This window comes from Streptomyces sp. NPDC021019 (assembly GCF_044333295.1).
Lineage (GTDB): Bacteria > Actinomycetota > Actinomycetes > Streptomycetales > Streptomycetaceae > Streptomyces.
The window spans coordinates 2,210,286-2,234,859 of record NZ_JBIRQR010000001.1; the positions used below are offsets into that span (position 1 = coordinate 2,210,286).

The 24,574-nt window shown below is 71.5% G+C and carries 23 protein-coding genes; 17 read left to right on the forward strand and 6 right to left on the reverse strand.

Annotated features, from left to right (window positions below; genetic code table 11):
* Positions 1-10: 10 nt before the first annotated feature.
* Positions 11-1,186, forward strand: a complete 1,176-nt coding sequence (locus tag ACH4RG_RS10200; RefSeq protein WP_397924009.1) for a D-alanine--D-alanine ligase family protein — start codon at positions 11-13, stop codon at positions 1,184-1,186.
* Positions 1,187-1,205: 19 nt separating this feature from the next.
* Here ACH4RG_RS10200 and ACH4RG_RS10205 read toward each other — a convergent pair whose 3' ends face one another.
* Together ACH4RG_RS10205 and ACH4RG_RS10210 are read right to left on the reverse strand one after the other, a co-directional pair.
* Positions 1,206-1,694, reverse strand: coding sequence for a DUF3515 domain-containing protein (locus ACH4RG_RS10205; protein WP_397924007.1), 489 nt, complete (start codon positions 1,692-1,694; stop codon positions 1,206-1,208).
* A gap of 20 nt (positions 1,695-1,714) precedes the next feature.
* A complete protein-coding gene (locus ACH4RG_RS10210) occupies positions 1,715-1,948 on the reverse strand; it encodes an Lrp/AsnC family transcriptional regulator (protein ID WP_397924005.1) in 234 nt (77 codons plus the stop codon).
* Positions 1,949-2,167: 219 nt separating this feature from the next.
* Here ACH4RG_RS10210 and ACH4RG_RS10215 point away from each other — a divergent pair, with 219 nt between their 5' ends.
* Together ACH4RG_RS10215 and thiD are read left to right on the forward strand one after the other, a co-directional pair.
* Positions 2,168-3,148 carry a thiamine-phosphate kinase gene (locus ACH4RG_RS10215; protein ID WP_018960758.1) on the forward strand — a complete coding sequence of 327 codons (981 nt, stop codon included), beginning with the start codon at positions 2,168-2,170 and terminating at the stop codon, positions 3,146-3,148.
* A gap of 36 nt (positions 3,149-3,184) precedes the next feature.
* Positions 3,185-4,006, forward strand: coding sequence for a bifunctional hydroxymethylpyrimidine kinase/phosphomethylpyrimidine kinase (gene thiD, locus ACH4RG_RS10220; protein ID WP_397928750.1), 822 nt, complete (start codon positions 3,185-3,187; stop codon positions 4,004-4,006).
* Positions 4,007-4,091: 85 nt separating this feature from the next.
* Here thiD and rpmB read toward each other — a convergent pair whose 3' ends face one another.
* Entirely contained in the window at positions 4,092-4,277 is a 186-nt protein-coding gene (gene rpmB / locus ACH4RG_RS10225; RefSeq protein WP_003965989.1) for a 50S ribosomal protein L28, read from the reverse strand.
* 251 nt (positions 4,278-4,528) lie between these two features.
* On the opposite strand from rpmB, the gene ACH4RG_RS10230 reads away from it, so the two are divergent.
* From ACH4RG_RS10230 to mutM, 9 genes are all read left to right on the forward strand, one after another.
* Complete coding sequence (locus tag ACH4RG_RS10230; RefSeq protein WP_397928747.1) at positions 4,529-6,262, forward strand: DAK2 domain-containing protein; 1,734 nt, start codon at positions 4,529-4,531, stop codon at positions 6,260-6,262.
* A 57-nt stretch (positions 6,263-6,319) separates the two neighbouring features.
* On the forward strand, positions 6,320-8,542 hold the full coding sequence (recG, locus tag ACH4RG_RS10235) for an ATP-dependent DNA helicase RecG (RefSeq protein WP_397928745.1): 2,223 nt from the start codon (positions 6,320-6,322) through the stop codon (positions 8,540-8,542).
* Between the two features lie 134 nt (positions 8,543-8,676).
* The gene (rsmD, locus tag ACH4RG_RS10240) at positions 8,677-9,261 is read left to right on the forward strand and encodes a 16S rRNA (guanine(966)-N(2))-methyltransferase RsmD (RefSeq protein WP_398539349.1); all 585 of its coding nucleotides are present in this window, start codon (positions 8,677-8,679) and stop codon (positions 9,259-9,261) included.
* 26 nt (positions 9,262-9,287) lie between these two features.
* Positions 9,288-9,767 (forward strand): pantetheine-phosphate adenylyltransferase, encoded by a 480-nt coding sequence (gene coaD / locus ACH4RG_RS10245; RefSeq protein ID WP_007448181.1) that lies wholly within the window; start codon positions 9,288-9,290, stop codon positions 9,765-9,767.
* Between the two features lie 116 nt (positions 9,768-9,883).
* Complete coding sequence (locus tag ACH4RG_RS10250) at positions 9,884-11,005, forward strand: ATP synthase F0 subunit B (protein WP_397923995.1); 1,122 nt, start codon at positions 9,884-9,886, stop codon at positions 11,003-11,005.
* A 160-nt stretch (positions 11,006-11,165) separates the two neighbouring features.
* Positions 11,166-11,837, forward strand: a complete 672-nt coding sequence (locus tag ACH4RG_RS10255) for a DUF177 domain-containing protein (RefSeq protein ID WP_050358610.1) — start codon at positions 11,166-11,168, stop codon at positions 11,835-11,837.
* A gap of 2 nt (positions 11,838-11,839) precedes the next feature.
* On the forward strand, positions 11,840-12,013 hold the full coding sequence (gene rpmF / locus ACH4RG_RS10260; protein WP_003965982.1) for a 50S ribosomal protein L32: 174 nt from the start codon (positions 11,840-11,842) through the stop codon (positions 12,011-12,013).
* Between the two features lie 19 nt (positions 12,014-12,032).
* The gene (gene rnc, locus ACH4RG_RS10265) at positions 12,033-12,857 is read left to right on the forward strand and encodes a ribonuclease III (RefSeq protein WP_265599073.1); all 825 of its coding nucleotides are present in this window, start codon (positions 12,033-12,035) and stop codon (positions 12,855-12,857) included.
* Between the two features lie 117 nt (positions 12,858-12,974).
* Entirely contained in the window at positions 12,975-13,835 is an 861-nt protein-coding gene (mutM, locus tag ACH4RG_RS10270) for a bifunctional DNA-formamidopyrimidine glycosylase/DNA-(apurinic or apyrimidinic site) lyase (protein ID WP_397923993.1), read from the forward strand.
* Here mutM and ACH4RG_RS10275 read toward each other — a convergent pair.
* Positions 13,808-14,194 (reverse strand): winged helix-turn-helix transcriptional regulator, encoded by a 387-nt coding sequence (locus ACH4RG_RS10275; RefSeq protein ID WP_397928742.1) that lies wholly within the window; start codon positions 14,192-14,194, stop codon positions 13,808-13,810. The genes mutM and ACH4RG_RS10275 overlap by 28 nt on opposite strands.
* Before the next feature lie 73 nt (positions 14,195-14,267).
* Entirely contained in the window at positions 14,268-15,221 is a 954-nt protein-coding gene (locus ACH4RG_RS10280; protein ID WP_397923989.1) for a CAP domain-containing protein, read from the reverse strand.
* Between the two features lie 231 nt (positions 15,222-15,452).
* On the opposite strand from ACH4RG_RS10280, the gene ACH4RG_RS10285 reads away from it, so the two are divergent.
* The 4 genes from ACH4RG_RS10285 (at position 15,453) to ACH4RG_RS10300 (ending at position 22,078) form a co-directional block, all read left to right on the forward strand.
* Positions 15,453-15,734, forward strand: coding sequence for an acylphosphatase (locus tag ACH4RG_RS10285; RefSeq protein ID WP_397923987.1), 282 nt, complete (start codon positions 15,453-15,455; stop codon positions 15,732-15,734).
* A 437-nt stretch (positions 15,735-16,171) separates the two neighbouring features.
* Positions 16,172-16,384: a hypothetical protein gene (locus ACH4RG_RS10290; protein WP_003965973.1), complete on the forward strand. Its 213-nt coding sequence runs from the start codon at positions 16,172-16,174 to the stop codon at positions 16,382-16,384.
* 324 nt (positions 16,385-16,708) lie between these two features.
* A complete protein-coding gene (locus ACH4RG_RS10295) occupies positions 16,709-20,443 on the forward strand; it encodes an AAA family ATPase (RefSeq protein WP_398539350.1) in 3,735 nt (1,244 codons plus the stop codon).
* 216 nt (positions 20,444-20,659) lie between these two features.
* Positions 20,660-22,078: a sugar porter family MFS transporter gene (locus tag ACH4RG_RS10300; RefSeq protein ID WP_397928733.1), complete on the forward strand. Its 1,419-nt coding sequence runs from the start codon at positions 20,660-20,662 to the stop codon at positions 22,076-22,078.
* An 89-nt stretch (positions 22,079-22,167) separates the two neighbouring features.
* Here ACH4RG_RS10300 and ACH4RG_RS10305 read toward each other — a convergent pair whose 3' ends face one another.
* Positions 22,168-23,124 carry an LLM class flavin-dependent oxidoreductase gene (locus tag ACH4RG_RS10305; protein ID WP_397923981.1) on the reverse strand — a complete coding sequence of 319 codons (957 nt, stop codon included), beginning with the start codon at positions 23,122-23,124 and terminating at the stop codon, positions 22,168-22,170.
* A gap of 198 nt (positions 23,125-23,322) precedes the next feature.
* Here ACH4RG_RS10305 and ftsY point away from each other — a divergent pair, with 198 nt between their 5' ends.
* Positions 23,323-24,531, forward strand: coding sequence for a signal recognition particle-docking protein FtsY (gene ftsY, locus ACH4RG_RS10310; protein ID WP_397923979.1), 1,209 nt, complete (start codon positions 23,323-23,325; stop codon positions 24,529-24,531).
* Positions 24,532-24,574 lie beyond the last annotated feature (43 nt).

Consider the following 24,574-nt stretch of genomic DNA (forward strand, 5'->3'; position numbering starts at 1 on the left):
TCGTCGCGATATGAGCAGCGAGAACCTCCCCCAGAGCCCTGAGCGCGCCGAGAGCCCTGTGCCGCAGCGCCGCAAGCCCCGTGTGGCTGTCGTGTTCGGCGGCCGCAGCTCCGAACACGGCATCTCGGTCGTCACGGCCGGCGCCGTCATGAAGGCCATCGACCGGGCCAAGTACGACGTCCTGCCGATCGGCATCACGACGGACGGCCGCTGGGCGCTCACCGCCGACGAGCCCGAACGCATGGCCATCACCGACCGCAAGGTCCCCGACGTGGACCGGCTCACCGAGTCCGCCGAGGGCAGCGTCGTGCTCTCCGTGGACCCCGGCAGCCGTGAGGTCCTCTACAGCGAACCCGGCTCCGTGCCCAAGGCGCTGGGCGAGGTCGACGTCGTCTTCCCCGTGCTGCACGGCCCGTACGGGGAGGACGGCACCCTCCAGGGGCTTCTCGAACTCTCCGGTGTGCCCTACGTCGGCGCGGGTGTTCTCGCCTCCGCCGTCGGCCAGGACAAGGAGTACATGAAGCGCGTCTTCCTCTCCTTCGGGCTGCCGGTCGGACCGTACGAGGTCGTCCGCCCCCGCGAGTGGGACAACGACCCCGCGGCCGCCCGCAGGCGCATCGTGGACTTCGCCGGCGAGCACGGCTGGCCGCTGTTCGTCAAGCCCGCCCGCGGCGGCTCCTCGATGGGCATCACCAAGGTCGACTCCGTCGAAGGACTCGACGAGGCGATCGAGGAGGCCCGCCGCCACGACCCGAAGTTCCTCGTCGAGTCGCTGCTGCGCGGCCGTGAGATCGAGTGCGGCGTGCTGGAGTTCGAGGACGGCCCGCGCGCCAGCGTGCCCGCCGAGATCCCGCCGGTCACCTCGCACGACTTCTACGACTTCGAGGCCAAGTACATCGACTCGGCCGCCGGACTCGTGCCCGCACCGCTCACCGAGGAGCAGACCGCCGAGGTCCAGCGGCTCGCCGTCGCCGCCTTCGACGCTGTCTCCTGCGAGGGCCTGGTGCGCGCCGACTTCTTCCTCACCGAGGACGGCACCTTCGTCATCAACGAGATCAACACCCTGCCGGGCTTCACCCCGATCTCCATGTACCCGCGCATGTGGCAGGAGAGCGGCGTCAGCTACCCGGAGCTGGTCGACCGGCTGATCCAGGCAGCGTTGAGCCGCTCCACCGGACTGCGCTGAGGAAGCCGGCGGCCGGCCCTCAGAACTTGCTCGGTACCGTCTTCGAGACGGGGCCGGCGAACGAGGCCAGCGGCGTGATGTCGTGGGCGTACGTCGAGTCCAGCGTGACCTCGACGTACGCCTTGCGGTACGTGGTGGTGAACCGCGGACCGGAGTCCTCGGGCTCCTCCAGCATCCACCGCACACCGTCCGCCTCGACGCCCTCTGACTGGGGGTCGTCCATCGTGGCGGGCCGGGGGACCCCGCAGCGCAGTACGATCGCCCCGTCCCCCCAGCCGGCGGTCAGCTCCGAATCCGGGGAGGGGTCGCTGCGTTCCAGTTCGAGGATGGTCTTCGGCAGTTCCTCGTGCAGGGCCTCGCAGTACGCTGCGGCCTCCGAGGACGGCGTGGGAACCGTGATCGAGGGCCCCGCGTCGCTGAGAGAACAGCCCGCCGCGGCCAGCACGAGCACGGCAGCGGACGGACCGAGGAATATCGAGCGGCGGGAACGGCGGGCGGATGACGTCACCGGCCCAGCCTAGACGGGGGTCAGAGGTGGACGACCGGGCAGGTCAGGGTTCGCGTGATGCCGTCCACCTGCTGCACCTTGGCGACCACCATGCGGCCGAGTTCATCGACCGTGTCGGCTCGGGCCCGCACGATCACGTCGTACGGACCGGTGACGTCCTCTGCCTGGATGACTCCCGGGATCTGGGAAATGGTCTCGGCGACGATCGACGCCTTGCCCACTTCGGTCTGGATGAGGATGTACGCCTGTACCACGGAACCTCCAGGGCGGCCACGAGGATCATGTGGGGGAAAGGGACGCCACGTTATCGCGTCGGCGCGGGCCACGGGGAGACCTACGGGACGGATGACGTCCACAGCGTGGCGTACAGAGCGCAGAAGTTGACGTATCTCTTGACGGTACCGACAGCACAGACGGCTCGCGACCGGGGGCCCGGACGGGTGTCCGGGGCGATAAAGGAGAGGTGAGACTCGGTGAAGGGAACCGTGGGCGAGTTGGGGGAGTTCGGGCTCATCAGAGAGCTCACGTCCCGGCTCACCACCACTCCGGCGGTACGGCTGGGGCCCGGCGACGACGCCGCGGTCGTGGCCGCCCCCGACCGCAGGGTCGTGGCCAGTACGGACATCCTGCTGGAGGGCCGGCACTTCCGGCGTGACTGGTCGACGGCGTACGACGTCGGCCGCAAGGCCGCCGCCCAGAACCTCGCCGACATCGCGGCCATGGGCGCCGTGCCCACCGCGCTGCTCCTCGGCCTCGTCGTCCCCGCCGACCTCCCCGTCACCTGGGCCGCCGAGCTGATGGACGGGCTGCGCGACGAGTGCCAGGTGGCGGGCGCCGCCGTGGTCGGCGGCGATGTGGTCGGCGGCGACACGATCACCGTCGCGATCACCGCCCTCGGCGACCTTCGCAACCACGAGCCGGTCACCCGGGGCGGCGCCCGCCCCGGCGACGTCGTCGCGGTCACCGGCTGGCTCGGCTGGTCCGCCGCCGGGTACGCCGTGCTCTCCCGCGGCTTCCGCTCGCCCCGCGCCTTCGTCGAGGCCCACCGCCGCCCCGAACCGCCCTACCACGCCGGCCCCGCGGCCGCCGGGCTCGGCGCCACCGCGATGACCGACGTCAGCGACGGCCTCGTCGCGGACCTCGGGCACATCGCGGAGTCCAGCAAGGTCCGCATCGACCTGCGCTCGGGCCTCATCGACATCCCCTCGCAGATGTCCGACATCGGCCAGGCCGTCGGCGTCGACCCGCTCCAGTGGGTGCTGACCGGGGGAGAGGACCACGCGATCGTGGCGACCTTCCCGCCGGACGTGAAGCTGCCCGCCCGCTGGAAGGTGATCGGCGAGGTCCTCAACCCCTCCGCTTTGCCCCAGGTCACCGTCGACGGCGCGCCCTGGACCAGCAAGGGCGGCTGGGACCACTTCGGCTCCATCGAGGACACCCCGCCCCGCCCGTGAGCCGGGGGCCCGCACGCGGGTATTAGATTGCTGCGTATGCCCATACGTACCGCTGTACCGCCCTGTGTGCTCACCGTCGCCGGATCGGACTCCGGCGGCGGTGCGGGGATCCAGGCCGATCTGAAGACGATGCTCGCGCTCGGCGTGCACGGCATGAGCGTGCTCACCGCGGTCACCGCACAGAACTCCCTCGGCGTCCAGGGCGCGTGGGAGCTACCGGTGGACGCCGTACGCGCCCAGTACCGCAGCGTCGTCGACGACATCGGCGTCCGGGCCGTGAAGACCGGAATGCTTTCCTCCGCCGCCCTCGTGGAGACCGTCGCCGAACTCCTCGCCACCACCGACGCCCCCGTCGTCGTCGACCCGGTCGGCGTCTCCAAGCACGGCGACGCGCTGCTCGCCGCCGAAGCCCTCGATTCCGTACGGACGAAGCTGCTGCCCGTCGCCACCGTCGCCACCCCGAACCTCGACGAAGTGGCCCAGCTCACCGGGGTCACGGTCACCGACGAGAGCGGGATGCGCCGGGCCGCCGGGGAGATCCTCGCCTTCGGGCCGCGCTGGGTCGTGATCAAGGGCGGCCACCTGCCCGGTGAGGCGGTGGACCTGCTCACCGACGGGAGCGCGGAACACTGGCTGCGCGCCCCCCGGCACGACAACCGCCACACCCACGGCACCGGCTGCACCCTGGCCTCGGCCATCGCCTCCGGGCTCGCGCTCGGGAAGGACGTGCCGACGGCGGTACGGGAGGCGAAGACGTACGTCACCGGCGCGATCGAGGCCGGCTTCCCGCTCGGCGGCGGCATCGGCCCCGTCGACCACGGCTGGCGGACCCGCCCGGCTGCCGATCCGGCTTCCTGATCAGCCCCTGAGCACAGCAAAAAGCCGGTCCACCGAGGTGGACCGGCTTTTTGGGCAACCGGCAGGCTGCGCTACGACGGGGACGTCAGCGCGCGACCTTGCCGGCCTTGATGCACGAGGTGCAGACGTTGAGCCGCTTCGGCGTCCGACCGACCACGGCACGCACGCGCTGGATGTTGGGATTCCAGCGACGGGACGTACGGCGGTGCGAGTGCGAAATGCTGTTGCCGAAGCTCGGCCCCTTGCCGCAAACGTCGCAGTTGGCAGCCACGGGTCACTCCAAAGACTTCAGATGCACTTACAGTGAAATCCGGCGCGCCGGAATCATTTGACTGAAGTGGCGGTACCGGAGGAATGGCCCGACTCTCATCGGGCAACCGGAGCAGCATACAACGCCTGCTTCGGAGATACGAAACTACCACGGGTCGGCCCCCCGCCCCGCCCCTGTCCGGGCCGGAACCCCGACAGGCGGGCTAACCTGCGGTGCAGTCCGCCGCCACGGCCGATCGAGGAGGACCATCGGTGCCGCAGCCCCCCGACGACCTGAACGCCGTCGCGGTGCGCACGTGGTGCTCACTGGCCCTGGAGGCCCTGGGCCGGGAGCGCGCGGAGATCGACGCGATCAACGTCTATCCCATCGCCGACGGGGACACCGGCACCAACCTCTATCTGACCGTCGAGTCCGCCCACGCGGCCGTCGAAGCGGTGTTCGCCGCGCACGAGACCGGAGCCACCGCGCCCGCCACCGCCGACGCCGTACGCGCCATGGCGCACGGAGCCCTGATCGGCGCCCGCGGGAACTCCGGCACCATCCTGGCCCAGCTGCTGCGCGGCATGGCCGGGGTGCTGGCCGACGGCGGCGACGCGGCTCACCTGCGCCTCGCCCTCACCCGGGCCGCCGACGCCGCCCGCCGGGCCGTCGCCCACCCCGTCGAGGGCACCGTGCTCACCGTCGCCGCCGCTGCCGCCGAGGCGGCTGCGGGGGGCGAGTCCGCCATGGGCGCTGCCGCCGAGGGCGAGGAACGGGACCTGCGCACCGTCGTGCGGGCCGCGTACGACGGCGCACGCGCGGCTCTCGCGAGGACGCCCGAGCAGCTCGCCGTCCTCGGTCGGGCGGGCGTGGTCGACGCCGGGGGCCGGGGGCTGGTCGCGGTTCTGGGCGCGCTGGTGGAGACCGTGACCGGGCAGGCTCCGGCACGGGGGCCCCGCACCGGGCCCGGGAGGACGCCCGCGCCCGTGGACGGCGGCTCCGTGGTGGGCCTGCCGGTGGGGGGCACCCCGGTGGAGGGAGGCGCTCCGTCGGGGGAGGGGCCGCTGGACTGCCCCGAGGACGGGGGCGCCGGGCCCGCGTTCGAGGTGATCTACCTCCTGGAGGCCCGTGACGAGCGGGTGGCCCGGCTGCGCACCCGGCTCGACGCGCTGGGCGACTCCCTGGTCGTGGTGGGCGGCGACGGGCTCTGGCACGTCCACGTCCACGTCGACGACGCCGGGGCGGCCGTGGAGGCGGGCGTCGAGGCGGGGCGGCCGTACCGCATCCGGATCACCCACTTCGCGACCGAGAGCGGCCACGACCTCCGCGTCCAGGCCGAACCCACCCAGCGCGCCGTCGTCGTCGTGGTCCCCGGCGACGGTCTGGCCGGGCTCTGCACCGAGGCCGGTGCCACCACCGTGATCGCCCGCCCCGGCGAACCGCCCGCCAGCGGCGAACTGGTCGACGCCATCCGCCGCGCCCACGCCCGCGAGGTGGTGCTGCTGCCCAACGACGCGACCCTGCGCCACACGGCCGCCGCGGCCGCCGAACAGGCCAGGACCGAGGGGGTCCGGGTCGCGCTCGTCCCCACCCGCGCCGCGGTCCAGGGCATCGCCGCCCTCGCCGTCCACGAGCCCGACCGGGGCTTCGACGAGGACGTCGTCGCCATGACCGCCGCCGCCGGCGCCACCCGCTACGCCGAACTGGCCGTCGCGGAGCGCCAGTCGTGGACCATGGCCGGGATCTGCCAGGCCGGGGACGTCCTCGGCCTGATCGACGGCGACGTGGCCGTGATCGGCGCCGACGTCCCGGCCACGGCCCGCACCGTCCTCGACCGGATGCTGGCGGCGGGCGGCGAGCTGGTCACCCTCGTCCTCGGCGAGGACGTCCCCGACTCGCTGGCCGAAGCGCTGGAGGAGCACGTGCGCGACGGCTACCTCGCCGTGGACACCGTGGTCTACCGCGGCGGGCACCAGCGCGCCCCCCTGCTGATCGGCGTCGAGTAGCCGGGAATCCGCGGCACGGTCGCGCCCGGCGGACAGCTGTCAGTGCCGTGGTGTGCAATGGATCGCGTGCCCTCGTTCGATGAACCTCTCAAGAAGCTGCTCGGCGGAGCCACCGCGAAGGTGATGGCCGAACACCTCGACCTGCACACGGTCGGTGATCTGCTGCACCACTACCCGCGGCGGTACGAGGAGCGCGGCAAGCTGACCGCGCTGGCCGACCTCCCGCTGGACGAGCACGTCACGGTGGTCGCCCAGGTCGCCGACGCCAGGATCCTGACGTTCAACAACGGCCGGGGCAAACGCCTGGAGGTCACCCTGACCGACGGCAGCGGCCGCCTCCAGCTGGTCTTCTTCGGCCACGGAGTCCACAAGCCGCACAAGGAGCTGCTCCCGGGCCGCCAGGCGATGTTCGCGGGCAAGGTCTCCGTCTTCAACCGCAAGATGCAGCTCGCCCACCCCACGTACCAACTGCTCGACGCCTCGGACGCCGACGAGGCGACCGAGGCCGTGGACGCCTTCGCCGGGCGGCTGCTGCCGATCTACCCCGCCTGCAAGCAGCTCGACTCCTGGCGGATCGCCAAGGCCGTCGACGCCGTACTGCCCAGCGCGCGGGACGCGGTGGACCCGCTGCCCGCCTCCCTGCGCGAGGGCCGGGGCTTCACCTCCCTGCCCGAGGCGCTGCTGAAGGCGCACCGCCCGCAGACGAAGGCGGACGTCGAGGACGCCAGGGCCCGGCTCAAGTGGGACGAGGCGTTCGTCCTCCAGGTCGCCCTGGCCCGCCGCCGCTACGCCGACACCCAACTGCCCGCCGTCGCCCGCCGCCCCGTCGCGGACGGCCTGCTGGACGCCTTCGACGCCAAGCTGCCCTTCACGCTCACCGAGGGCCAGGAGAAGGTCAGCAAGGAGATCTTCGACGACCTGGCCACCGAGCACCCGATGCACCGCCTCCTCCAGGGCGAGGTCGGTTCGGGGAAGACGATGGTGGCGCTGCGCGCCATGCTCACCGTGGTCGACGCCGGCGGCCAGGCCGCGATGCTCGCCCCCACAGAAGTTCTCGCCCAGCAGCACCACCGCTCGATCACCGAGATGATGGGCGAGCTGGCCGAGGGCGGCATGCTGGGCGGCTCCGACCGCGGGACGAAAGTCGTCCTGCTCACCGGGTCCATGGGCATGGCGGCCCGCCGTCAGGCCCTGCTCGACCTGGTCACCGGCGAGGCGGGCGTCGTCATCGGCACCCACGCCCTCATCGAGGACAAGGTCCAGTTCCACGACCTCGGCCTGGTCGTGGTCGACGAGCAGCACCGCTTCGGCGTGGAACAGCGCGACGCCCTCCGCTCGAAGGGCAAGCAGCCGCCCCACCTCCTCGTCATGACCGCCACCCCCATCCCCCGTACGGTCGCGATGACCGTCTTCGGCGACCTGGAGACCTCCGTCCTGGACCAGCTCCCGGCCGGCCGCTCCCCGATCGCCAGCCATGTCGTCCCCGCCAAGGACAAGCCGCACTTCCTCAGCCGCGCTTGGGAACGCGTCCGCGAGGAGGTCGAGAACGGCCACCAGGCGTACGTGGTCTGCCCTCGCATCGGGGACGACGCGGAAGAGGCGGAGGGCAAGGGCGGGAAGAAGGCGAAGGCCAGGAAGCAGGCCGCCGACGAGGACCCCGAGAAGCGGCCGCCGCTCGCCGTGCTGGAGATCGCCGACGAGCTGCGCACGGGCGCGCTGGCCGGATTGGGCGTCGAGGTGCTGCACGGGAGGATGCACCCCGACGAGAAGGACGACGTCATGCGCCGCTTCGCCGCCGGGGACGTCGATGTCCTGGTCGCCACCACCGTCATCGAGGTCGGGGTCAACGTCCCCAACGCCACCGCCATGGTGATCATGGACGCCGACCGCTTCGGCGTCTCCCAGCTCCACCAGCTCCGCGGCCGCGTCGGCCGTGGCTCCGCCCCCGGGCTCTGCCTGCTGGTCAGCGAGGCCCACGAGGCGAGCCCCGCCCGGGCCCGGCTCTCCGCCGTCGCCGCCACCCTCGACGGCTTCGAGCTCTCCCGCATCGACCTGGAGCAGCGCCGCGAGGGCGACGTGCTGGGCCAGGCCCAGTCCGGAGTGCGCTCATCGCTGCGGATGCTCACCGTCATCGACGACGAGGAGGTGATCGTCGCCGCCCGCGAGGAGGCCGTCGCGATCGTCGCCGCCGACCCCGAGCTGGAACGCCTGCCGGAGCTGCGCACGGTGCTGGCCGCCCTCCTGGACAAGGACCGTGAGGAGTATCTCGACAAGGGGTGAGGGCCTGGGGACCTGCCGGTCGGGCCGGTGCGGGCCGCACGCCATATCGTGGACGCACGGCCCGCGCACAGCGCGCGATGCCGACCGCCGACGGCCCGTGCGCCGTACGCCCCGACCCCGAGGACCCGACTCCCATGACCCGCGTGATCGCCGGCTCGGCCGGCGGACGCCGCCTGGCCGTCCCGCCCGGCACCGGCACCCGCCCCACCTCCGACCGTGCGCGCGAGGGCCTCTTCTCCACCTGGGGAGCGCTGCTCGGCACCCTGGAGGGGGCCAGGGTCGCCGATCTGTACGCCGGATCCGGCGCCGTCGGCCTCGAAGCCCTCTCCCGCGGCGCGGTCCACGCCCTGCTCGTCGAGGCCGACCCGAAGGCCGTCCGCACCGTCCGCGACAACGTCCGCACCCTCGGTCTCCCCGGCGCCGAAGTCCGCGCCGGCAAAGCCGAGCAGATCGTGACAGGACCGGCGCCCGCCGACCCGTACGACATCGTCTTCCTGGACCCGCCGTACGGCGTCACCGACGACGATCTTCGCGAGATCCTGCTCACACTCCGTGCTCAGGGGTGGCTCAGCGACGATGTGCTCGTCACCGTGGAACGCAGCACCCGGGGCGGAGAATTCGGCTGGCCCGCCGGATTCGAGCCACTGCGGTCCCGTCGCTACGGCGAGGGAACGCTTTGGTACGGTCGCGCCGCCGCTACGTGCGAAGACGCACGATGACCGGACCGGAGAGCGAGGGAATCACAGTGCGCCGCGCCGTCTGCCCGGGGTCGTTCGACCCCATCACCAACGGACATCTCGACATCATCGGCCGAGCCTCGAAGCTGTACGACGTGGTGCACGTGGCGGTGATGATCAACCAGTCCAAGAAGGGGCTGTTCACCGTGGACGAGCGGATCGAGCTGATCCGCGAGGTCACCGCCGACTTCGGGAACGTCGAGGTCGAGTCCTTCCACGGCCTGCTGGTCGACTTCTGCAAGCAGCGGGAGATCCCGGCGATCGTGAAGGGCCTGCGGGCCGTCAGCGACTTCGACTACGAGCTGCAGATGGCCCAGATGAACAACGGCCTCTCCGGCGTCGAGACGCTCTTCGTGCCCACCAATCCGACGTACAGCTTCCTGTCGTCCTCGCTGGTCAAGGAGGTGGCGACCTGGGGCGGCGATGTCTCCCACCTGCTGCCGCCGACCGTGCACGAGGCGCTCGTGAAACGGCTGGGCGAGCGCTGAGCCGCTGACGGCCCGTCACCAGGTGTCGGGCTCCGGCCGACTGGCCTTACAGTCGTCCCGTCCGTCTCCAACGGAGCAGCAGCTTCAACAGAGCAGCAGAGAGTGGCGAGCACACGGTGGACGTGCAGAAGAAGCTCGACGAGATCGTCGAAGCGGTCGGGAGCGCCCGATCCATGCCCATGTCGGCCTCGTGCGTGGTCAACCGCGCCGAGCTGCTCGCCATGCTCGAAGAGGTGCGCCAGGCCCTGCCCGGCTCCCTCGCCCAGGCACAGGAGCTGATCGGCGGCCAGGAGCAGCTCGCCGTGCAGGCCCGGCAGGAGGCCGAGCGGATCATCGAGTCCGCCCACGCCCAGCGCGCCTCGCTCATCTCCGAGACCGAGATCGCCCGCCAGTCGCAGAGCGAGGCCGACCGGATCCTGTCCGAGGCCCGCCGCGAGGCCGAGGAGGTCCGGGCCGAGGCCGACGACTACGTCGACAGCAAACTCGCCAACTTCGAGGTCGTGCTCACCAAGACCATCGGTTCCGTGGACCGGGGCCGCGAGAAGCTCCTCGGTCGCGGCCAGGGCCTGGACGAGCAGGGCTACCAGGACCCCGACTTCGCCGAGGCACCCGAGCGCAGCGCCGACCCGGAGACCCTGCGGCAGCGGGCCGACGCCTATGTCGACGCCAAGTTCGGCGCGTTCGAGGCCGTTCTCGCGAAGACTTTGGAGGCGGTAGGCCGGGGCCGCCAGAAGCTGCACGGCCGGGTCGCCAGCGACGACCTCGGCGCGCACATGGCCGCCCAGGACGCCGCCGGCGGCCAGGGGCACACCAGTGACGCCGACTACCTGGCCGGCCTCGCCGAGCTCGCCCCGGAACCGCGGCAGGCGCCCCAGCCGCCCCACCAGCCCCAGTACCCCGCGCCGCCGCAGAGTGAGCCGAGCTACGCGCAGGCGGCGTACGGCTATCAGGAGCAGCCGCGGCAGCCGCACCAGCAGGGCGTCCAGGACGCGTACGGCTACCAGCAGCCCGATCCGTACGCGGCGTACCAGCAGCAGGGAGGCTACGACCCGAACGGGTACCCGCCCCCGCCGGCGACCCAGCCGGACTACGGCTGGCAGCAGGCCCAGCCGCAGCCCCAGCAGTCCCAGCCCCAGGCGGCCGACCAGCAGGCCGGCGGCGCGTTGGACGAGACCAGCCTCTTCGACACCAGCATGATCGACCTGGAACAGCTGCGCCGGTACGAGCAGGGCCGCTGATCCCGGGCGGGCCGACCCGATTGGGTGCTGAGCGGTCCGTCCAGTATCCTGAATCCTCGGTCGCACATAGGTCCGCGATCTCGGCTGCCCGTTTCGTCCACGGAACGGAGACGGTTCGTCCCCGGACCGTAGACGGCCCTCCCTTCGCAGGACGACACCCATGATTTCGAAAGCAGGAAAAGCCCTGAACGGCCACCTCGACCACCGCAATCCTCTCGTGTTCGATACGCACGAGCTGGGTCGGCGTCCCGGTGCCCTGAAGCGGCTGACCCGCACGGTGGACGCACCCGGTTCACCGGTCCTGGGCATCGACGGCGTCATCGGCGTGCCGGAAGGCGCACCCGTGGAGCTGGACCTCCGCCTCGAATCGGTCATGGAAGGGGTGCTTGTCACAGGCACCGCCCGTGCAACCGCCGAGGGGGAGTGCGTAAGGTGTCTGGAGCCGCTGACCGTAGAGGTCGACGCGGATTTCCAGGAGATGTTCTCGTACCCTGACGCCGATGACCGGGGCCGCAGCAGTGCGGCGGAACCGGCCGACGACGCCGAGGACGACGAGGACAGGTTCTTCCTCGAGGACGGCTTGTTCGACCTCGAGTCAATGCTGCGTGACGCGGTAGTGCTCGCACTGCCCATGCAGCCGGTGTGCAAGGAGACCTGCGCCGGTCTGTGTTCCGAATGCGGAATCAGGCTGGACGAGAATCCGGACCACCACCACGACGCCCTCGACATTCGTTGGGCGGCACTGCAAGGACTCGCCGAGACCGTTCAGGACGGCGAGAAGGACAACATGGGCGGCGCCGAACCGGGCGTCGACGAGAAGCAGGAGAAGTAGCCGTGGCTGTTCCGAAGCGGAAGATGTCGCGCAGCAACACGCGCCACCGCCGGTCGCAGTGGAAGGCTGCGGTCCCCACCCTGGTTTCGTGCGAGCGTTGCCAGGAGCCCAAGCTCCAGCACATTGCGTGCCCGAGCTGCGGCACTTACAACAAGCGCCAGGTCCTCGAGGTCTGAGCGGCTGGTGAGAGGCCCGATGTCTGAGTTGTCCAGCGCCAAGAAGCAGGCAGACAACGTCAACACAGCCTCGTCCCACACGCTTCTGGAAGGGCGGCTCGGGTATCACCTCGAGTCCGCCCTTCTGGTGCGTGCGCTCACCCACCGTTCGTACGCATACGAGAACGGCGGTCTGCCCACCAACGAGCGGCTCGAATTCCTCGGGGATTCGGTGCTCGGCCTGGTGGTCACGGACACGCTGTACCGCACCCACCCCGACCTGCCCGAAGGCCAGCTGGCCAAGTTGCGGGCCGCGGTGGTCAACTCGCGTGCACTTGCGGAAGTGGGCCGCGGCCTCGAACTCGGCTCCTTCATCCGGCTCGGCCGCGGTGAAGAGGGCACGGGGGGCCGGGACAAGGCGTCCATCCTCGCCGACACACTGGAAGCAGTGATCGGCGCGGTCTATCTCGACCAGGGCCTCAGCGCGGCCTCGGAGCTGGTCCACCGGCTCTTCGACCCGCTGATCGACAGGTCCTCGAACCTCGGTGCCGGCCTGGACTGGAAGACCAGCCTCCAGGAGCTCACCGCGAGCGAGAGCCTCGGAGTCCCCGAGTACCTCGTCACGGAGACCGGTCCGGATCACGAGAAGACCTTCACTGCTGCCGCTCGCGTCGGTGGTGTCTCGTACGGCACCGGCACCGGCCGTAGCAAGAAGGAAGCGGAGCAGCAGGCGGCCGAGTCCGCCTGGCGTGAGATCAGCGCCGCCGCAGAGGCACGGCTGGCCGCGGAGAAGTCCGCGGCCGACGGAGGGGTCGCCGACACCCCTGCCGATCCGTTGCCGAACACGGACGCCGCTCCGGCCTGAAGCGAAAAGGGAACCCCTCGGTGCCATGCGCACCGGGGGGTTCTCGCTGTCCCGGGGAGCGGGTTCTCCGGAAGAACCGCTCCCGTACCACCGTCGTCGTGTCTGGAGTACTGCATCGTGCCTGAGCTGCCCGAGGTCGAAGTCGTCCGCCGGGGCCTGGAACGCTGGGTCAGCGGCCGCACCGTCAGCGAGGTCGAGGTCCTGCACCCGCGCGCGGTCCGCCGGCACCTCGCGGGCGGCGTCGATTTCGCCGCCCGGCTGCGCGGCGTCCGCTTCGGGGCGGCGATGCGCCGCGGCAAGTACCTCTGGGTGCCGATCGACGAGGCCTCCGCCTCGCTGCTGGGGCACCTCGGCATGAGCGGACAATTGCTGGTGCGGCCGGCGGACGCGCCCGACGAGAAGCACCTGCGGATCCGGATGCGGTTCGACGACGCGCTCGGCACCGAGCTGCGCTTCGTCGACCAGCGCACCTTCGGCGGGCTCTCGCTGCACGACAACACCCCCGACGGCCTGCCGGACACCATCGCGCACATCGCCCGGGACCCCCTCGACCCGCTCTTCGACGACGCCGCGTTCCACGCCGCGCTGCGGCTGCGCCGTACGACGGTCAAGCGCGCCCTGCTCGACCAGTCGCTGATCAGCGGGGTCGGCAACATCTACGCGGACGAGGCGCTCTGGCGCGCCAGGCTGCACTACGACCGGCCGACCGCCACCCTGACCCGCCCCAGGTCCGCCGAACTGCTCGGTCACGCCCGCGACGTCATGAACGCGGCACTCGCCCAGGGCGGCACCAGCTTCGACAGCCTGTACGTCAACGTGAACGGCGAGTCCGGCTACTTCGACCGGTCGCTCGACGCGTACGGCCGGGAGGGAGAGCCCTGCCACCGGTGCTCCACTCCGATGCGCCGCCGCGCCTGGATGAACCGCTCCAGCTACTACTGCCCGCGCTGTCAGCGTCCGCCGCGCGCCTCGTCGTAACGCGTACGGGAGGCCAGCACGTCGTCCATCCGCCCCTCGACGAACCGGATCAGCCCGAGGAGCTTCTCCGTGACCTCGCGGCCGAACGGGGTGAGCTCGTAGTCCACCCGGGGCGGGTTGACCGGCTGGGCCTCCCGGCGGACGAGCCCGTCCCGCTCCAGCGCGTGGAGGGTCTGGGCGAGCATCTTCTCGCTGACCCCGTCGACCCGGCGGCGCAGCTCGTTGAACCGGAGGCTCCCCTCGTACAGGGCGCCGAGTGTCAGGCTGCCCCAGCGCCCGGTGGCGTGCTCCAGCGTGGAGCGCGAGGGGCACGCCCGGGAGAAGACGTCGAACGCGAGGCGGTCCTTATCGCTGGCCATGACAGCAGCTTACTCCCGCGCAGTGCTCACCCCGAGGGAGCGCTGCGCGGGAGCCAGTGCACCGGAAGTGGGGTCAGAAGCCGAAGTTCTGGACCCACCAGGGGCCGCCGGAGCCCTCGTGGACGCCGATGCCGATGGTCTTGTAGTCGCAGTTGAGCATGTTCGCCCGGTGGCCTTCGCTGTTCATCCAGCCCTCCATCACGGCCTGGGCGTCGGCCTGGCCGCGGGCGATGTTCTCCGCGCCGAGCCCCTGCACGCCGGCCTGGGCGGCCCGGTCCCAGGGAGTGTCGCCGTCCGGGTCCGTGTGGTCGAAGAAGCCGCGGGCGGCCATGTCCTCGCTGAAGCTCTGGGCGAGCGAGGTCAGCGGGGCGCTGGTGGACAGCGGGGAGCAGCCGACCCTGGCGCGCTCCTCGTTCACCAGCGCCAGCACCTCGCTGCGTGCGGAGGCGTCGGTGGGGGAGGAGCTCGGCTTCTTGCTGGGCGGCGGGGCGGAGGAGGTCTTCGGCGGGGCCGGGGCCTTGCTCGCCGGAGCGTGGCTCTTCTCCGGGGCCTTCGGGGCGGCGGGCGCCTCCGCCTTCTCGGACGGGGTGGCCGCAGGCTCCTTCGACGTGGCGGGGGCGGCCGACTTCGACGGCGTCTTCGGGGGCGAGGCCGAGGGCGTCCCGGACGGTGTCTTCGACGGAGCCTTGCCCGGCGCCTCCGGGCGCTCGGAGCCCCGGCTGGTCGGGGAGGCGGACCGGTCGGTCGGCGCGGTGGAGCTGCCGCCCTGTGTCAGCAGGTCCGGAGCGCCGCCGGTGCGCACCTGGTCGGCGGCGGTGGTGTCGCCGGAGGTGTAGGTGTCGCCGCCGGGAATCAGCCCCGAGGCGACGGCGACCGCGCCGACGGCCACGGCCGCCGAGACGCCGAGGAGCCCGGTGCGGATCGGCACGGCGGACTTCTTGCGGCGCGTGCCCCGGCGTCGCGAAGCGCCCCCGGCCGCGGGTTCTTCAGCGGCGGGGCCCGCGGCGGATCGTCGATGGCGTCCCATGCGCTGTGCCCTTCTGGTGCTCCGGACGCCCTGGCGACGTCGCTCGACTCCCCTGTTGATCGAATTCGATGGCACCCGGGGTGAATGTCGCCGCTTGATCGACTTTTCGGTCGACGACCGACACCCATCCGATGCTCACCCGATCGAGTGAGGCTGTTCCGACGGGACTGTAGCCCATGACGGAAAGGGGGCGACGTGCTTCACGATCAATGGGCCGGTTAGCGTTCGGACATGAACGAAGAAGCGCGCCTCGTCGTCTGGGTACGCGGCCGAGTACAGCAAGTAGGCTTCCGCTGGTTCACCAGGGCAAATGCTTTGGAGATCGGCGGTCTCGTCGGGTTCGCCCTCAATCTCGACGATGGCCGGGTGCAGATCGTGGCCGAAGGGCCGCGTGAGAATTGCCACCGCCTGCTGGACTGGCTGCGGTCCGACGACACACCCGGGCGCGTGGACGGAGTCACTGAGATCTGGGACACCCCGCGCGGTGGATACGGCGGATTCGCCATCCGCTGATCCCGTCCCGCGAGGACCGGTCGGACCCGCTCGGTGAATGCCCCGCGCCGAACGGTCCCCGGAACGCCCGCTCGGGCCCCGCACCTGAAATGACCTGCGGCGGGACGGGTGGCGGCCGATGGTTGCCAGATGCGCGATGTCGTGCGAGGCTGCGGAATCGACGAAGATCCGCGCACCCCTCGGGGTCCCGCGGGAGAGCCGCGCCGGATGATCGTCCGGCAGCGCGCCCCCGGGACGCCCGCGTACACAGGGTGTGATCGTGTTGACCGTCAAACTTTTTGGTGAGACGCTGAAAACCCCGCGCACCTTAGCTGTTCGGTAGAGCTGATTAGCAGCAGAACCGCAGTGGTGACAGAGCCCTGCCGAGCACCGCGGGTGCGATCCCCTGACGACCCACACCGCATCGGTCGGTCACTCATTGTGGAGGACCATCCATCATGGCAAAGGCGCTTCTCGGTTACGTCGGCGGTTCCGACCCGCGACTTCTCGCCGAGATGCGACGGCTCCAGCAGCGCGTCCAGGACCTGGAATCCGAGCTCAACCGGATCCAGGACGAGAACGACGCGCTCAACGCCGCCGCCCAGCACCAGGAGTCGCTGCTCGACAGCATCGACATCGACGTACCCCAGGGCGAGCCTGCGCTGACCTGACCACCCTGGCCCCCTCGGGCCGGTCGGGCCGGGCACGCTCAGTAGCCTCGGAACATCTCTGATTCGTTCTGCGTCACGGATCGCCGTCCCCGAACACCGGGGTCCCCGTAGCACCGGGGACGTCGTTGTCCGGTCGTTCTGCGATGCACCGCGTAGGACCGCCAGCTGGTTCGACGCAGACACCAGCAAGATTCACAGGGACGCCTCGGCGTCCCTTTTTCTTTGCTCGACCCCCACCCACGGACGCACCCGCCTTCGCTTACCGTCTGATGTGCCCTGCACCTTCATCAGCGAAACCGAGAGCGAAAGGTAGAGTCCGGCGGCGTGCACCTCAAGGCCCTGACCCTGCGTGGTTTCAAATCGTTCGCGTCCGCCACCACCCTGCGGTTCGAACCGGGGATCACCTGCGTCGTCGGCCCCAATGGATCAGGTAAATCCAATGTGGTGGACGCGCTCTCCTGGGTCATGGGGGAACAGGGCGCCAAATCCCTGCGCGGCGGCAAGATGGAAGACGTGATCTTCGCCGGGACGACCGGGCGGCCCCCGCTCGGCCGCGCCGAAGTGTCGCTGACCATCGACAATTCCGACGGGGCATTGCCCATCGAGTACGCCGAAGTGACGATCACTCGGATCATGTTCCGCAATGGCGGCAGCGAATACCAGATCAATGGCGACACCTGCCGACTGCTCGACATCCAGGAACTCCTCTCGGACTCCGGCATCGGCCGCGAGATGCACGTCATCGTCGGGCAGGGCCAGTTGGACTCCGTGCTGCACGCCGACCCAATGGGCCGCCGGGCCTTCATCGAGGAGGCCGCGGGCGTCCTCAAGCACCGCAAGCGGAAAGAGAAGGCCCTGCGGAAGCTGGACGCGATGGGCGCCAACCTGGCCCGGGTCCAGGACCTCACCGACGAACTGCGCCGCCAGCTCAAGCCGCTCGGCAGGCAGGCCGCCGTCGCCCGTCGGGCCGCCGTCATCCAGGCCGACCTGCGCGACGCCAGGCTCAGGCTCCTCGCGGACGACCTGGTGACCCTTCGGGACGCGCTGCGCGACGAGATCGCCGACGAGGCGGAGCTGAAGAAGCGCAAGGACGCGGCCGAGGCGGAGCTGTCGGCGGCGCTCGCCCGCGAGGCCGAGCTGGAGGGCGAGGTGCGCCGGCTCGCGCCCCGGCTCCAGCGCGCCCAGCAGACCTGGTACGAGCTGTCACAGCTGGCCGAGCGGGTCCGCGGCACGATCTCGCTGGCCGACGCCCGGGTCCGCAGCGCCTCCGAGGCGCCCGCCGAGGAGCGCCGGGGCCGCGACCCCGAGGACCTGGAGCGCGAGGCCGCCCGGATCCGTGAGCAGGAGGCGGAGCTGACGGCGGCCCTGGAGGCGGCCGAACACGCGCTGGAGGACACCGTCGCCCACCGCGCCGACCTGGAACGCGAACTGGCCGCCGAGGAGCGTCGGCTCAAGGACGCGGCCCGTGCCATCGCGGACCGGCGCGAAGGGCTCGCCCGGCTCAACGGCCAGGTCAACGCGGCCCGCGGCCGAGCCGGTTCGGCACAGGCCGAGATCGACAGGCTGGCCGCCTCGCGCGACGAGGCGCGGGACCGCGCGGCGCGTGCCCAGGAGGAGTACGAGCAGCTCAAGGCCGAGGTCGAGGGGCTGGACGGTGCCGACGAGGAGCTGGCCGCCCGCCACGAGGAGGCCCAGCAGGCCCTCGCCGAGGCCAGGGCCGCCCACAGCACGGCGCGCGACGAGGCGACCGCCGCCGAGCGCAGGCGAGCGGCGGTCGCCGCCCGGCACGAGGCGCTGGCCCTGGGGCTGCGCCGCAAGGACGGTACGGGCGCGCTGCTCGGGGCCCGGGACCAGCTGGCCGGACTTCTCGGCCCGGCCGCCGAACTGCTGACCGTCGAGCCCGGTCACGAGATCGCGGTGGCCGCCGCCCTCGGCACGGCGGCGGACGCCGTGGCCGTCTCGGACCCGGCCACGGCCGCCGACGCGATCCGGCTGTTGCGCGAACGGGACGCGGGGCGTGCGGCGATGCTGGTGGGCGCGGACAGCCCGGCGGCCGCGGACAGTGCGGGCCCTGCGGACCGCGTTGCCGCCGCGCCCCGTCCCGTACCGGAGCAGGCACCCGTACGGCAGGCGGTGGAGGAGCCCGCACCCGCCGTGCTGCCCGCGCGGGGGGGCACGGAATCCGGGGCGGCGGCGCGCGGCGGCACGGACGCCGCTGCGCACCCGGCGGGCCGTGCCGGGACGGCCACCGTCCTCGCCGCGCCCGCCGTCGCCGACCTGGTGCGCGGGCCCGCCGCGCTGCTCGGGGCCGTACGCGGCCTCGTACGGGACATGGTGGTCGTCGGGACGCTGGAGGAGGCCGAGGAGCTGGTGGCCGCCCACCCCGGGATCACGGCGGTGACCGCCGAGGGCGACGTGCTCTCCGCCCACTTCGCCCACGGCGGGTCGGCCGGGGCGCCCAGCCTCCTGGAGGTGCGGGCCTCCGTCGACGATGCCGCCGCCGAGCTGGCCGACCTCGCCGTGCGGTGCGAGGAGCTCGCCGAGGCCCAGCGCCTGGCGGGGGAGCGGCGCACGGAGCGGACCGCGCTCGTCGAGGAGCTGGCGGAGCGCCGCCGGGCGGCCGAGCGGGAGAAGTCCGGCTTCGCCCAGCAGCTCGGGCGGCTCGCGGGGCAGGCCCGGGGCGCGGCCGGCGAGGCGGAGCGCATGACCGCGTCCGCCGCCCGCGCCCAGGAGGCCCTGGAGCGGGCGACGGAGGAGGCCGAGGAGCTGGCCGAACGGCTGCTGGTCGCCGAGGAGGCCCCGGCGGATGAGGAGCCCGACACGTCGCGGCGGGACCGGCTCGCCGCCGACGGGGCCAATGCCCGTCAGACCGAGATGGAGGCCCGGCTCCAGGCCCGTACCCACGAGGAGCGGGTCAGGGCGCTGGCCGGCCGCGCCGATTCGTTGGACCGGGCCGCCCGCGTCGAACGGGAGGCGCGCACCCGTGCCGAACAGCGCCGGGCCCGGCTGCGGTACGAGGCCGAGGTCGCCTCCGCCGTGGCCTCGGGCGCCCGGCAGCTGCTGGCGCATGTCGAGGTGTCCCTCGTACGCGCCGACCAGGAGCGGACGGCGGCCGAGGCGGCGAAGGGCGAGCGGGAGCGTGAGCTGGCCGGCGAGCGCGACCGGGGCCGGGGGCTGAAGGGCGAGCTGGACAAGCTCACCGACTCGGTCCACCGGGGCGAGGTGCTGGGCGCGGAGAAGCGGCTGCGGATCGAACAGCTGGAGTCGAAGGCGCTGGAGGAGCTGGGCGTGGAGCCCGCCGGGCTGGTCTCCGAGTACGGGCCGGACCAGCTCGTGCCCCCGTCGCCCGCCGCCGAGGGCGAGGAGCTGCCGGAGGACCCGGAGCATCCCCGTAACCGGCCGAAGGCGTATCTGCGGGCCGAGCAGGAGAAGCGGCTGCGGTCGGCCGAACGGGCGTACCAGCAACTCGGGAAGGTGAATCCGCTTGCTCTTGAGGAGTTCTCGGCGCTGGAGGAACGGCACAAGTTCCTGTCCGAGCAGCTTGAAGACCTGAAGAAGACCCGGGCCGATCTGCTCCAGGTGATCAAGGAGGTCGACGAGCGGGTCGAGCAGGTCTTCACGGAGGCCTACCGGGACACCGCCCGTGAGTTCGAGGGGGTCTTCTCGCGGCTCTTCCCCGGCGGCGAGGGGCGGCTCGTCCTGACCGACCCGGACAACATGCTCGCCACCGGGGTGGACGTGGAGGCGCGTCCGCCCGGCAAGAAGGTGAAGCGGCTCTCGCTGCTGTCGGGCGGCGAGCGGTCGCTGACGGCGGTGGCGCTGCTGGTCGCGATCTTCAAGGCCCGGCCCAGCCCGTTCTATGTGATGGACGAGGTCGAGGCCGCGCTCGACGACACCAACCTGCAACGGCTGATCCGGATCATGGCGGAGCTCCAGGAGAGCTCCCAGCTGATCGTGATCACCCACCAGAAGCGGACGATGGAGGTCGCCGACGCACTGTACGGCGTGTCCATGCAGGGCGACGGGGTCTCGAAGGTCATCAGCCAGCGGCTGCGCTGACTTTTTACCGAATCATCAGAAGTTCAACGCACGTTCTGCGCCCTCCTGGGTACACGCGGATCGAGATCGGATCGACCCATTGTTTGACTTCGCTTCTTGAACACATAACCTCTCCCAAGTTGATTTCCCCTTCAAGTGGTGGTGGACCGGATGTTGTGCCCCACTGGGAAGGCTCACCCCCCACGTCTGACTTGCGGCCAGGCATCAGGAGTTCACGTGACCAGCACTGCGAACGGACCCGCGTCCGGGGCCCGGGCGGCCCATCCGGACCACCTCGGCCATGTCATCTTCATCACCGCGGCCGCGGCGATGGGCGGCTTCCTCTTCGGCTACGACAGTTCCGTCATCAACGGGGCCGTCGAGGCGATCCGCGACCGGTACGACATCGGCTCCGGCACACTCGCCCAGGTCATCGCCATCGCGCTGATCGGCTGTGCGATCGGCGCCGCCACCGCCGGCCGGATCGCGGACCGGATCGGCCGCATCCGCTGCATGCAGATCGCCTCGGTGCTCTTCACGGCCAGCGCGATCGGCTCCGCCCTGCCGTTCGCCCTCTGGGACCTGGCGATGTGGCGCATCATCGGCGGCTTCGCCATCGGCATGGCCTCGGTGATCGGCCCGGCCTACATCGCCGAGGTCTCCCCGCCCGCCTACCGCGGCCGGCTCGGCGCCTTCCAGCAGGCCGCGATCGTCATCGGCATCGCCATCTCCCAGCTGGTGAACTACGCCGTCCTCCAGATCGCCGACGGGGACCAGCGCGGCGAGATCCTCGGCCTGGAGGCCTGGCAGTGGATGCTCGGCGTGATGGTCGTCCCGGCCATCCTGTACGGGCTGCTCTCCTTCGCCATCCCCGAGTCCCCGCGCTTCCTCATCTCGGTCGGCAAGAAGGCCGAAGCCCGCAGGATCCTCGAAGAGGTCGAGGGGAAGAACATCGACCTCGACGCCCGGGTGGCCGAGATCGAGACCGCCATGCACCGCGAGCACAAGTCCTCCTTCAAGGACCTGCTGGGCAACCGCTTCTTCTTCCTGCCCATCGTCTGGGTCGGCATCGGGCTGTCGATGTTCCAGCAGCTCGTCGGCATCAACGTCGCGTTCTACTACTCGGCGACGCTGTGGCAGTCCGTCGGCATCGATCCGACCGACTCGTTCTTCTACTCGTTCACCACGTCGATCATCAACATCATCGGCACGGTGATCGCGATGGTGCTGGTGGACCGGGTGGGCCGCAGGCCGCTCGCCCTCGTCGGCTCGGTCGGCATGGCCCTCGCGCTCGCGGTCGAGGCGTGGGCGTTCTCCGCGGACCTGGTCGACGGCAAACTCCCCGAGACGCAGGGCGTCGTGGCCCTGATCGCCGCCCACGTCTTCGTGCTCTTCTTCGCCCTGTCGTGGGGTGTCGTCGTCTGGGTCTTCCTGGGCGAGATGTTCCCGAACCGTCTGCGCGCGGCCGCCCTCGGTGTCGCCGTCTTCGCGCAGTGGATCGCCAACTGGGCGATCACCGCCAGCTTCCCGAGCCTCTCGGACTGGAACCTCTCGGGGACGTACATCATCTACGCCTGCTTCGCCGTGCTCTCGATCCCCTTCGTGCTGAAATTCGTGAAGGAGACCAAGGGCAAGGCGTTGGAGGAGATGGGCTGAATCCCCCGCTGCCCCTCTCCTCGAACCGCGCGGCCCCGGCTCACCGAGCCGGGGCCGTCGGCTCTCCCGCCGTCCCGCCCGGTGCTGTATCAGGCACTCGCCGCGCAGAACAGCCGCAGGCTGCGCCAGCCCTCCTCCACCGGCATCCCGCCGCACAGCGGGTGCAGCACCAGGCTCTCCGCCTCCAGGGCCCTCAGGCCGTCCGGCGTGATGATCCGGTACACCCCCTCCGCACGCAGCTCCGCCACCGTCGTCGCCGCCGAGCGGACGGCCGAGCGGATGTCCTGGGACTGCCAGGAGGCGTACGTCCGCGCCTCGTGCAGCAGGTGCTCGCCGTACTCCGCCCACGTACGGTCCGGGTCCTCGGACACATGCAGCAGCGGTGTGCGCTTCGCGGGCATCATGCAGAAGCCCTCCGTGCCGTGCTCCGCGCGCCGCTCGTGGTAGTACGCCTCCAGCTCCGGCAGATGCGCGCTCGGGAACAGCGGCAGCCCCAGCCGGGCGGCCCGCCGCGCCGCCGCCCGTGAGCTGCCGCCGACCAGCAGCATCGGGTGCGGGCGGGTGTACGGGCGTGGGGTGACGCGTACCGTACGGCCCCGGTACGCGAACGGCTCTCCGGTCCACGCCGCCAGCAGCGTCTCCAGCAGCTCGTCCTGGAGCCTGCCGCGCCGCCCCCACTCGACCCCGGCCCGCTCGTACTCCTCGGGGCGGTAGCCGATCCCCGCGACCGTCACCAGCCGGCCCGCGCTCAGCAGGTCCAGCACCGCGATGTCCTCCGCGAGACGCAGCGGGTCGTGCAGCGGGCCGATGATCGCCGAGACCGTCACCGCGATCCGGCGGGTGGCGCCGAAGACCGCCCCCGCGAAGGTGAACGGAGAGGGCAGCCAGGAGTTCGCCACCCCGTGGTGCTCCTCGGTCTGCACCGTGTCGACGCCGTGCTCGTCCGCGTACGCCGCCATCTCCAGGGCGGCGCGATAGCGGGCCGAGAGCGATACGGATGCGGCTCCCGGATCGACGAGATTGAACCGGACCACTGTGAAGGCCATCGGAGGCGTCCCTTCGCCGAGGCGGGCGGGCGGTCAGACAGGCATGGGGCGGGCGGCGGCACCGTAGCTGACGTGGCGTCAGAAGTGTAGAGGTCGGTGTTGGCGTTGCCGCCAAAAGGTGCATATGGCCCTGATTGGCCGCCGAGGGGCAGCAGGGGCCGCGCCCGCGCCGCGGTCGTGGCCGATACTGGACGGGTTATGGAACTCGTCGAAATCGTCATCCTCGCTGTAGTCATCGCCCTGGTCGCTGTCGGCCTGGTCGGCGGGCTCGTGGTCGGCAGCCGCAAGAAGAAGCTGCCGCCCCCGCCGCCGAGCGCGCCGACCATCACTCCTCCCGCCGAACCGCAGGTCGGCGAGGAGGCCGAGACGCCGCGCGACGAAGCGCGGCGCACCATCGACGAAGTCGGCCTCCCGGACGCCACCGCGCCCGCGGAGGAGGCCCCGGTCGCCGAGGCCCCCGCGCCGCCCGCGCTGGAGGTCCCCGAGCCCACGGCCGGCCGGCTCGTCCGCCTGCGGGCCCGCCTCGCCCGCTCGCAGAACTCGCTGGGCAAGGGGCTCCTCACCCTGCTCTCCCGCGACAACCTCGACGAGGACACCTGGGAGGAGATCGAGGACACCCTCCTTACCGCCGACGTCGGCGTCGCCCCCACCCAGGAACTGGTCGAGCGGCTCCGCGAGCGCGTGAGGGTGCTCGGCACCCGCACCCCCGAGGACCTGCGCACCCTGCTCCGCGAAGAGCTGATCACGCTGCTCGGCCCGGACTTCGACCGCGAGGTCAGGACCGAGGGCGGTGCCGAGACCCCCGGCGTCGTCATGGTCGTCGGCGTCAACGGCACCGGCAAGACCACCACCACCGGCAAACTGGCCCGGGTGCTCGTCGCCGACGGCCGCAGCGTGGTGCTCGGCGCGGCCGACACCTTCCGCGCCGCCGCCGCCGACCAGCTCCAGACCTGGGGCGAGCGGGTCGGCGCGCGCACGGTCCGCGGGCCCGAGGGCGGCGACCCGGCGTCGATCGCCTACGACGCGGTCAAGGAAGGCATCGCCGAGGGCGCGGACGTCGTCCTCATCGACACCGCGGGCCGCCTGCACACCAAGACCGGCCTCATGGACGAGCTGGGCAAGGTCAAGCGCGTCGTGGAGAAGCACGGTCCGCTGGACGAGATCCTGCTCGTCCTGGACGCCACCACCGGACAGAACGGCCTCGTCCAGGCCCGGGTGTTCGCGGAAGTCGTGGACATCACCGGCATCGTCCTCACCAAGCTCGACGGCACCGCCAAGGGCGGCATCGTCATCGCGGTCCAGCGCGAGCTGGGCGTACCGGTGAAGCTGATCGGCCTCGGTGAAGGGGCGGACGACCTCGCCCCGTTCGAGCCGGGCGCCTTCGTCGACGCCCTGATCGGCGACTGACCCACCTCGCGTCCGGTACGGCGGACGGGCGGCGGCTCCTGTG

What these genes read in the sequence shown, in the direction of transcription:
- ACH4RG_RS10200 (WP_397924009.1), top strand. Translation starts at nt 11, where the DNA reads ATGAGCAGCGAGAACCTCCCCCAGAGCCCTGAGCGCGCCGAGAGCCCT.
- thiD (WP_397928750.1), top strand. Translation starts at nt 3,185, where the DNA reads ATGCCCATACGTACCGCTGTACCGCCCTGTGTGCTCACCGTCGCCGGA.
- recG (WP_397928745.1), top strand. Translation starts at nt 6,320, where the DNA reads ATGGATCGCGTGCCCTCGTTCGATGAACCTCTCAAGAAGCTGCTCGGC.
- rsmD (WP_398539349.1), top strand. Translation starts at nt 8,677, where the DNA reads ATGACCCGCGTGATCGCCGGCTCGGCCGGCGGACGCCGCCTGGCCGTC.
- ACH4RG_RS10255 (WP_050358610.1), top strand. Translation starts at nt 11,166, where the DNA reads ATGATTTCGAAAGCAGGAAAAGCCCTGAACGGCCACCTCGACCACCGC.
- rnc (WP_265599073.1), top strand. Translation starts at nt 12,033, where the DNA reads ATGTCTGAGTTGTCCAGCGCCAAGAAGCAGGCAGACAACGTCAACACA.
- ACH4RG_RS10275 (WP_397928742.1), bottom strand. Translation starts at nt 14,194, where the DNA reads ATGGCCAGCGATAAGGACCGCCTCGCGTTCGACGTCTTCTCCCGGGCG.
- ACH4RG_RS10280 (WP_397923989.1), bottom strand. Translation starts at nt 15,221, where the DNA reads ATGGGACGCCATCGACGATCCGCCGCGGGCCCCGCCGCTGAAGAACCC.
- ACH4RG_RS10285 (WP_397923987.1), top strand. Translation starts at nt 15,453, where the DNA reads ATGAACGAAGAAGCGCGCCTCGTCGTCTGGGTACGCGGCCGAGTACAG.
- ACH4RG_RS10290 (WP_003965973.1), top strand. Translation starts at nt 16,172, where the DNA reads ATGGCAAAGGCGCTTCTCGGTTACGTCGGCGGTTCCGACCCGCGACTT.
- ACH4RG_RS10305 (WP_397923981.1), bottom strand. Translation starts at nt 23,124, where the DNA reads ATGGCCTTCACAGTGGTCCGGTTCAATCTCGTCGATCCGGGAGCCGCA.
- ftsY (WP_397923979.1), top strand. Translation starts at nt 23,323, where the DNA reads ATGGAACTCGTCGAAATCGTCATCCTCGCTGTAGTCATCGCCCTGGTC.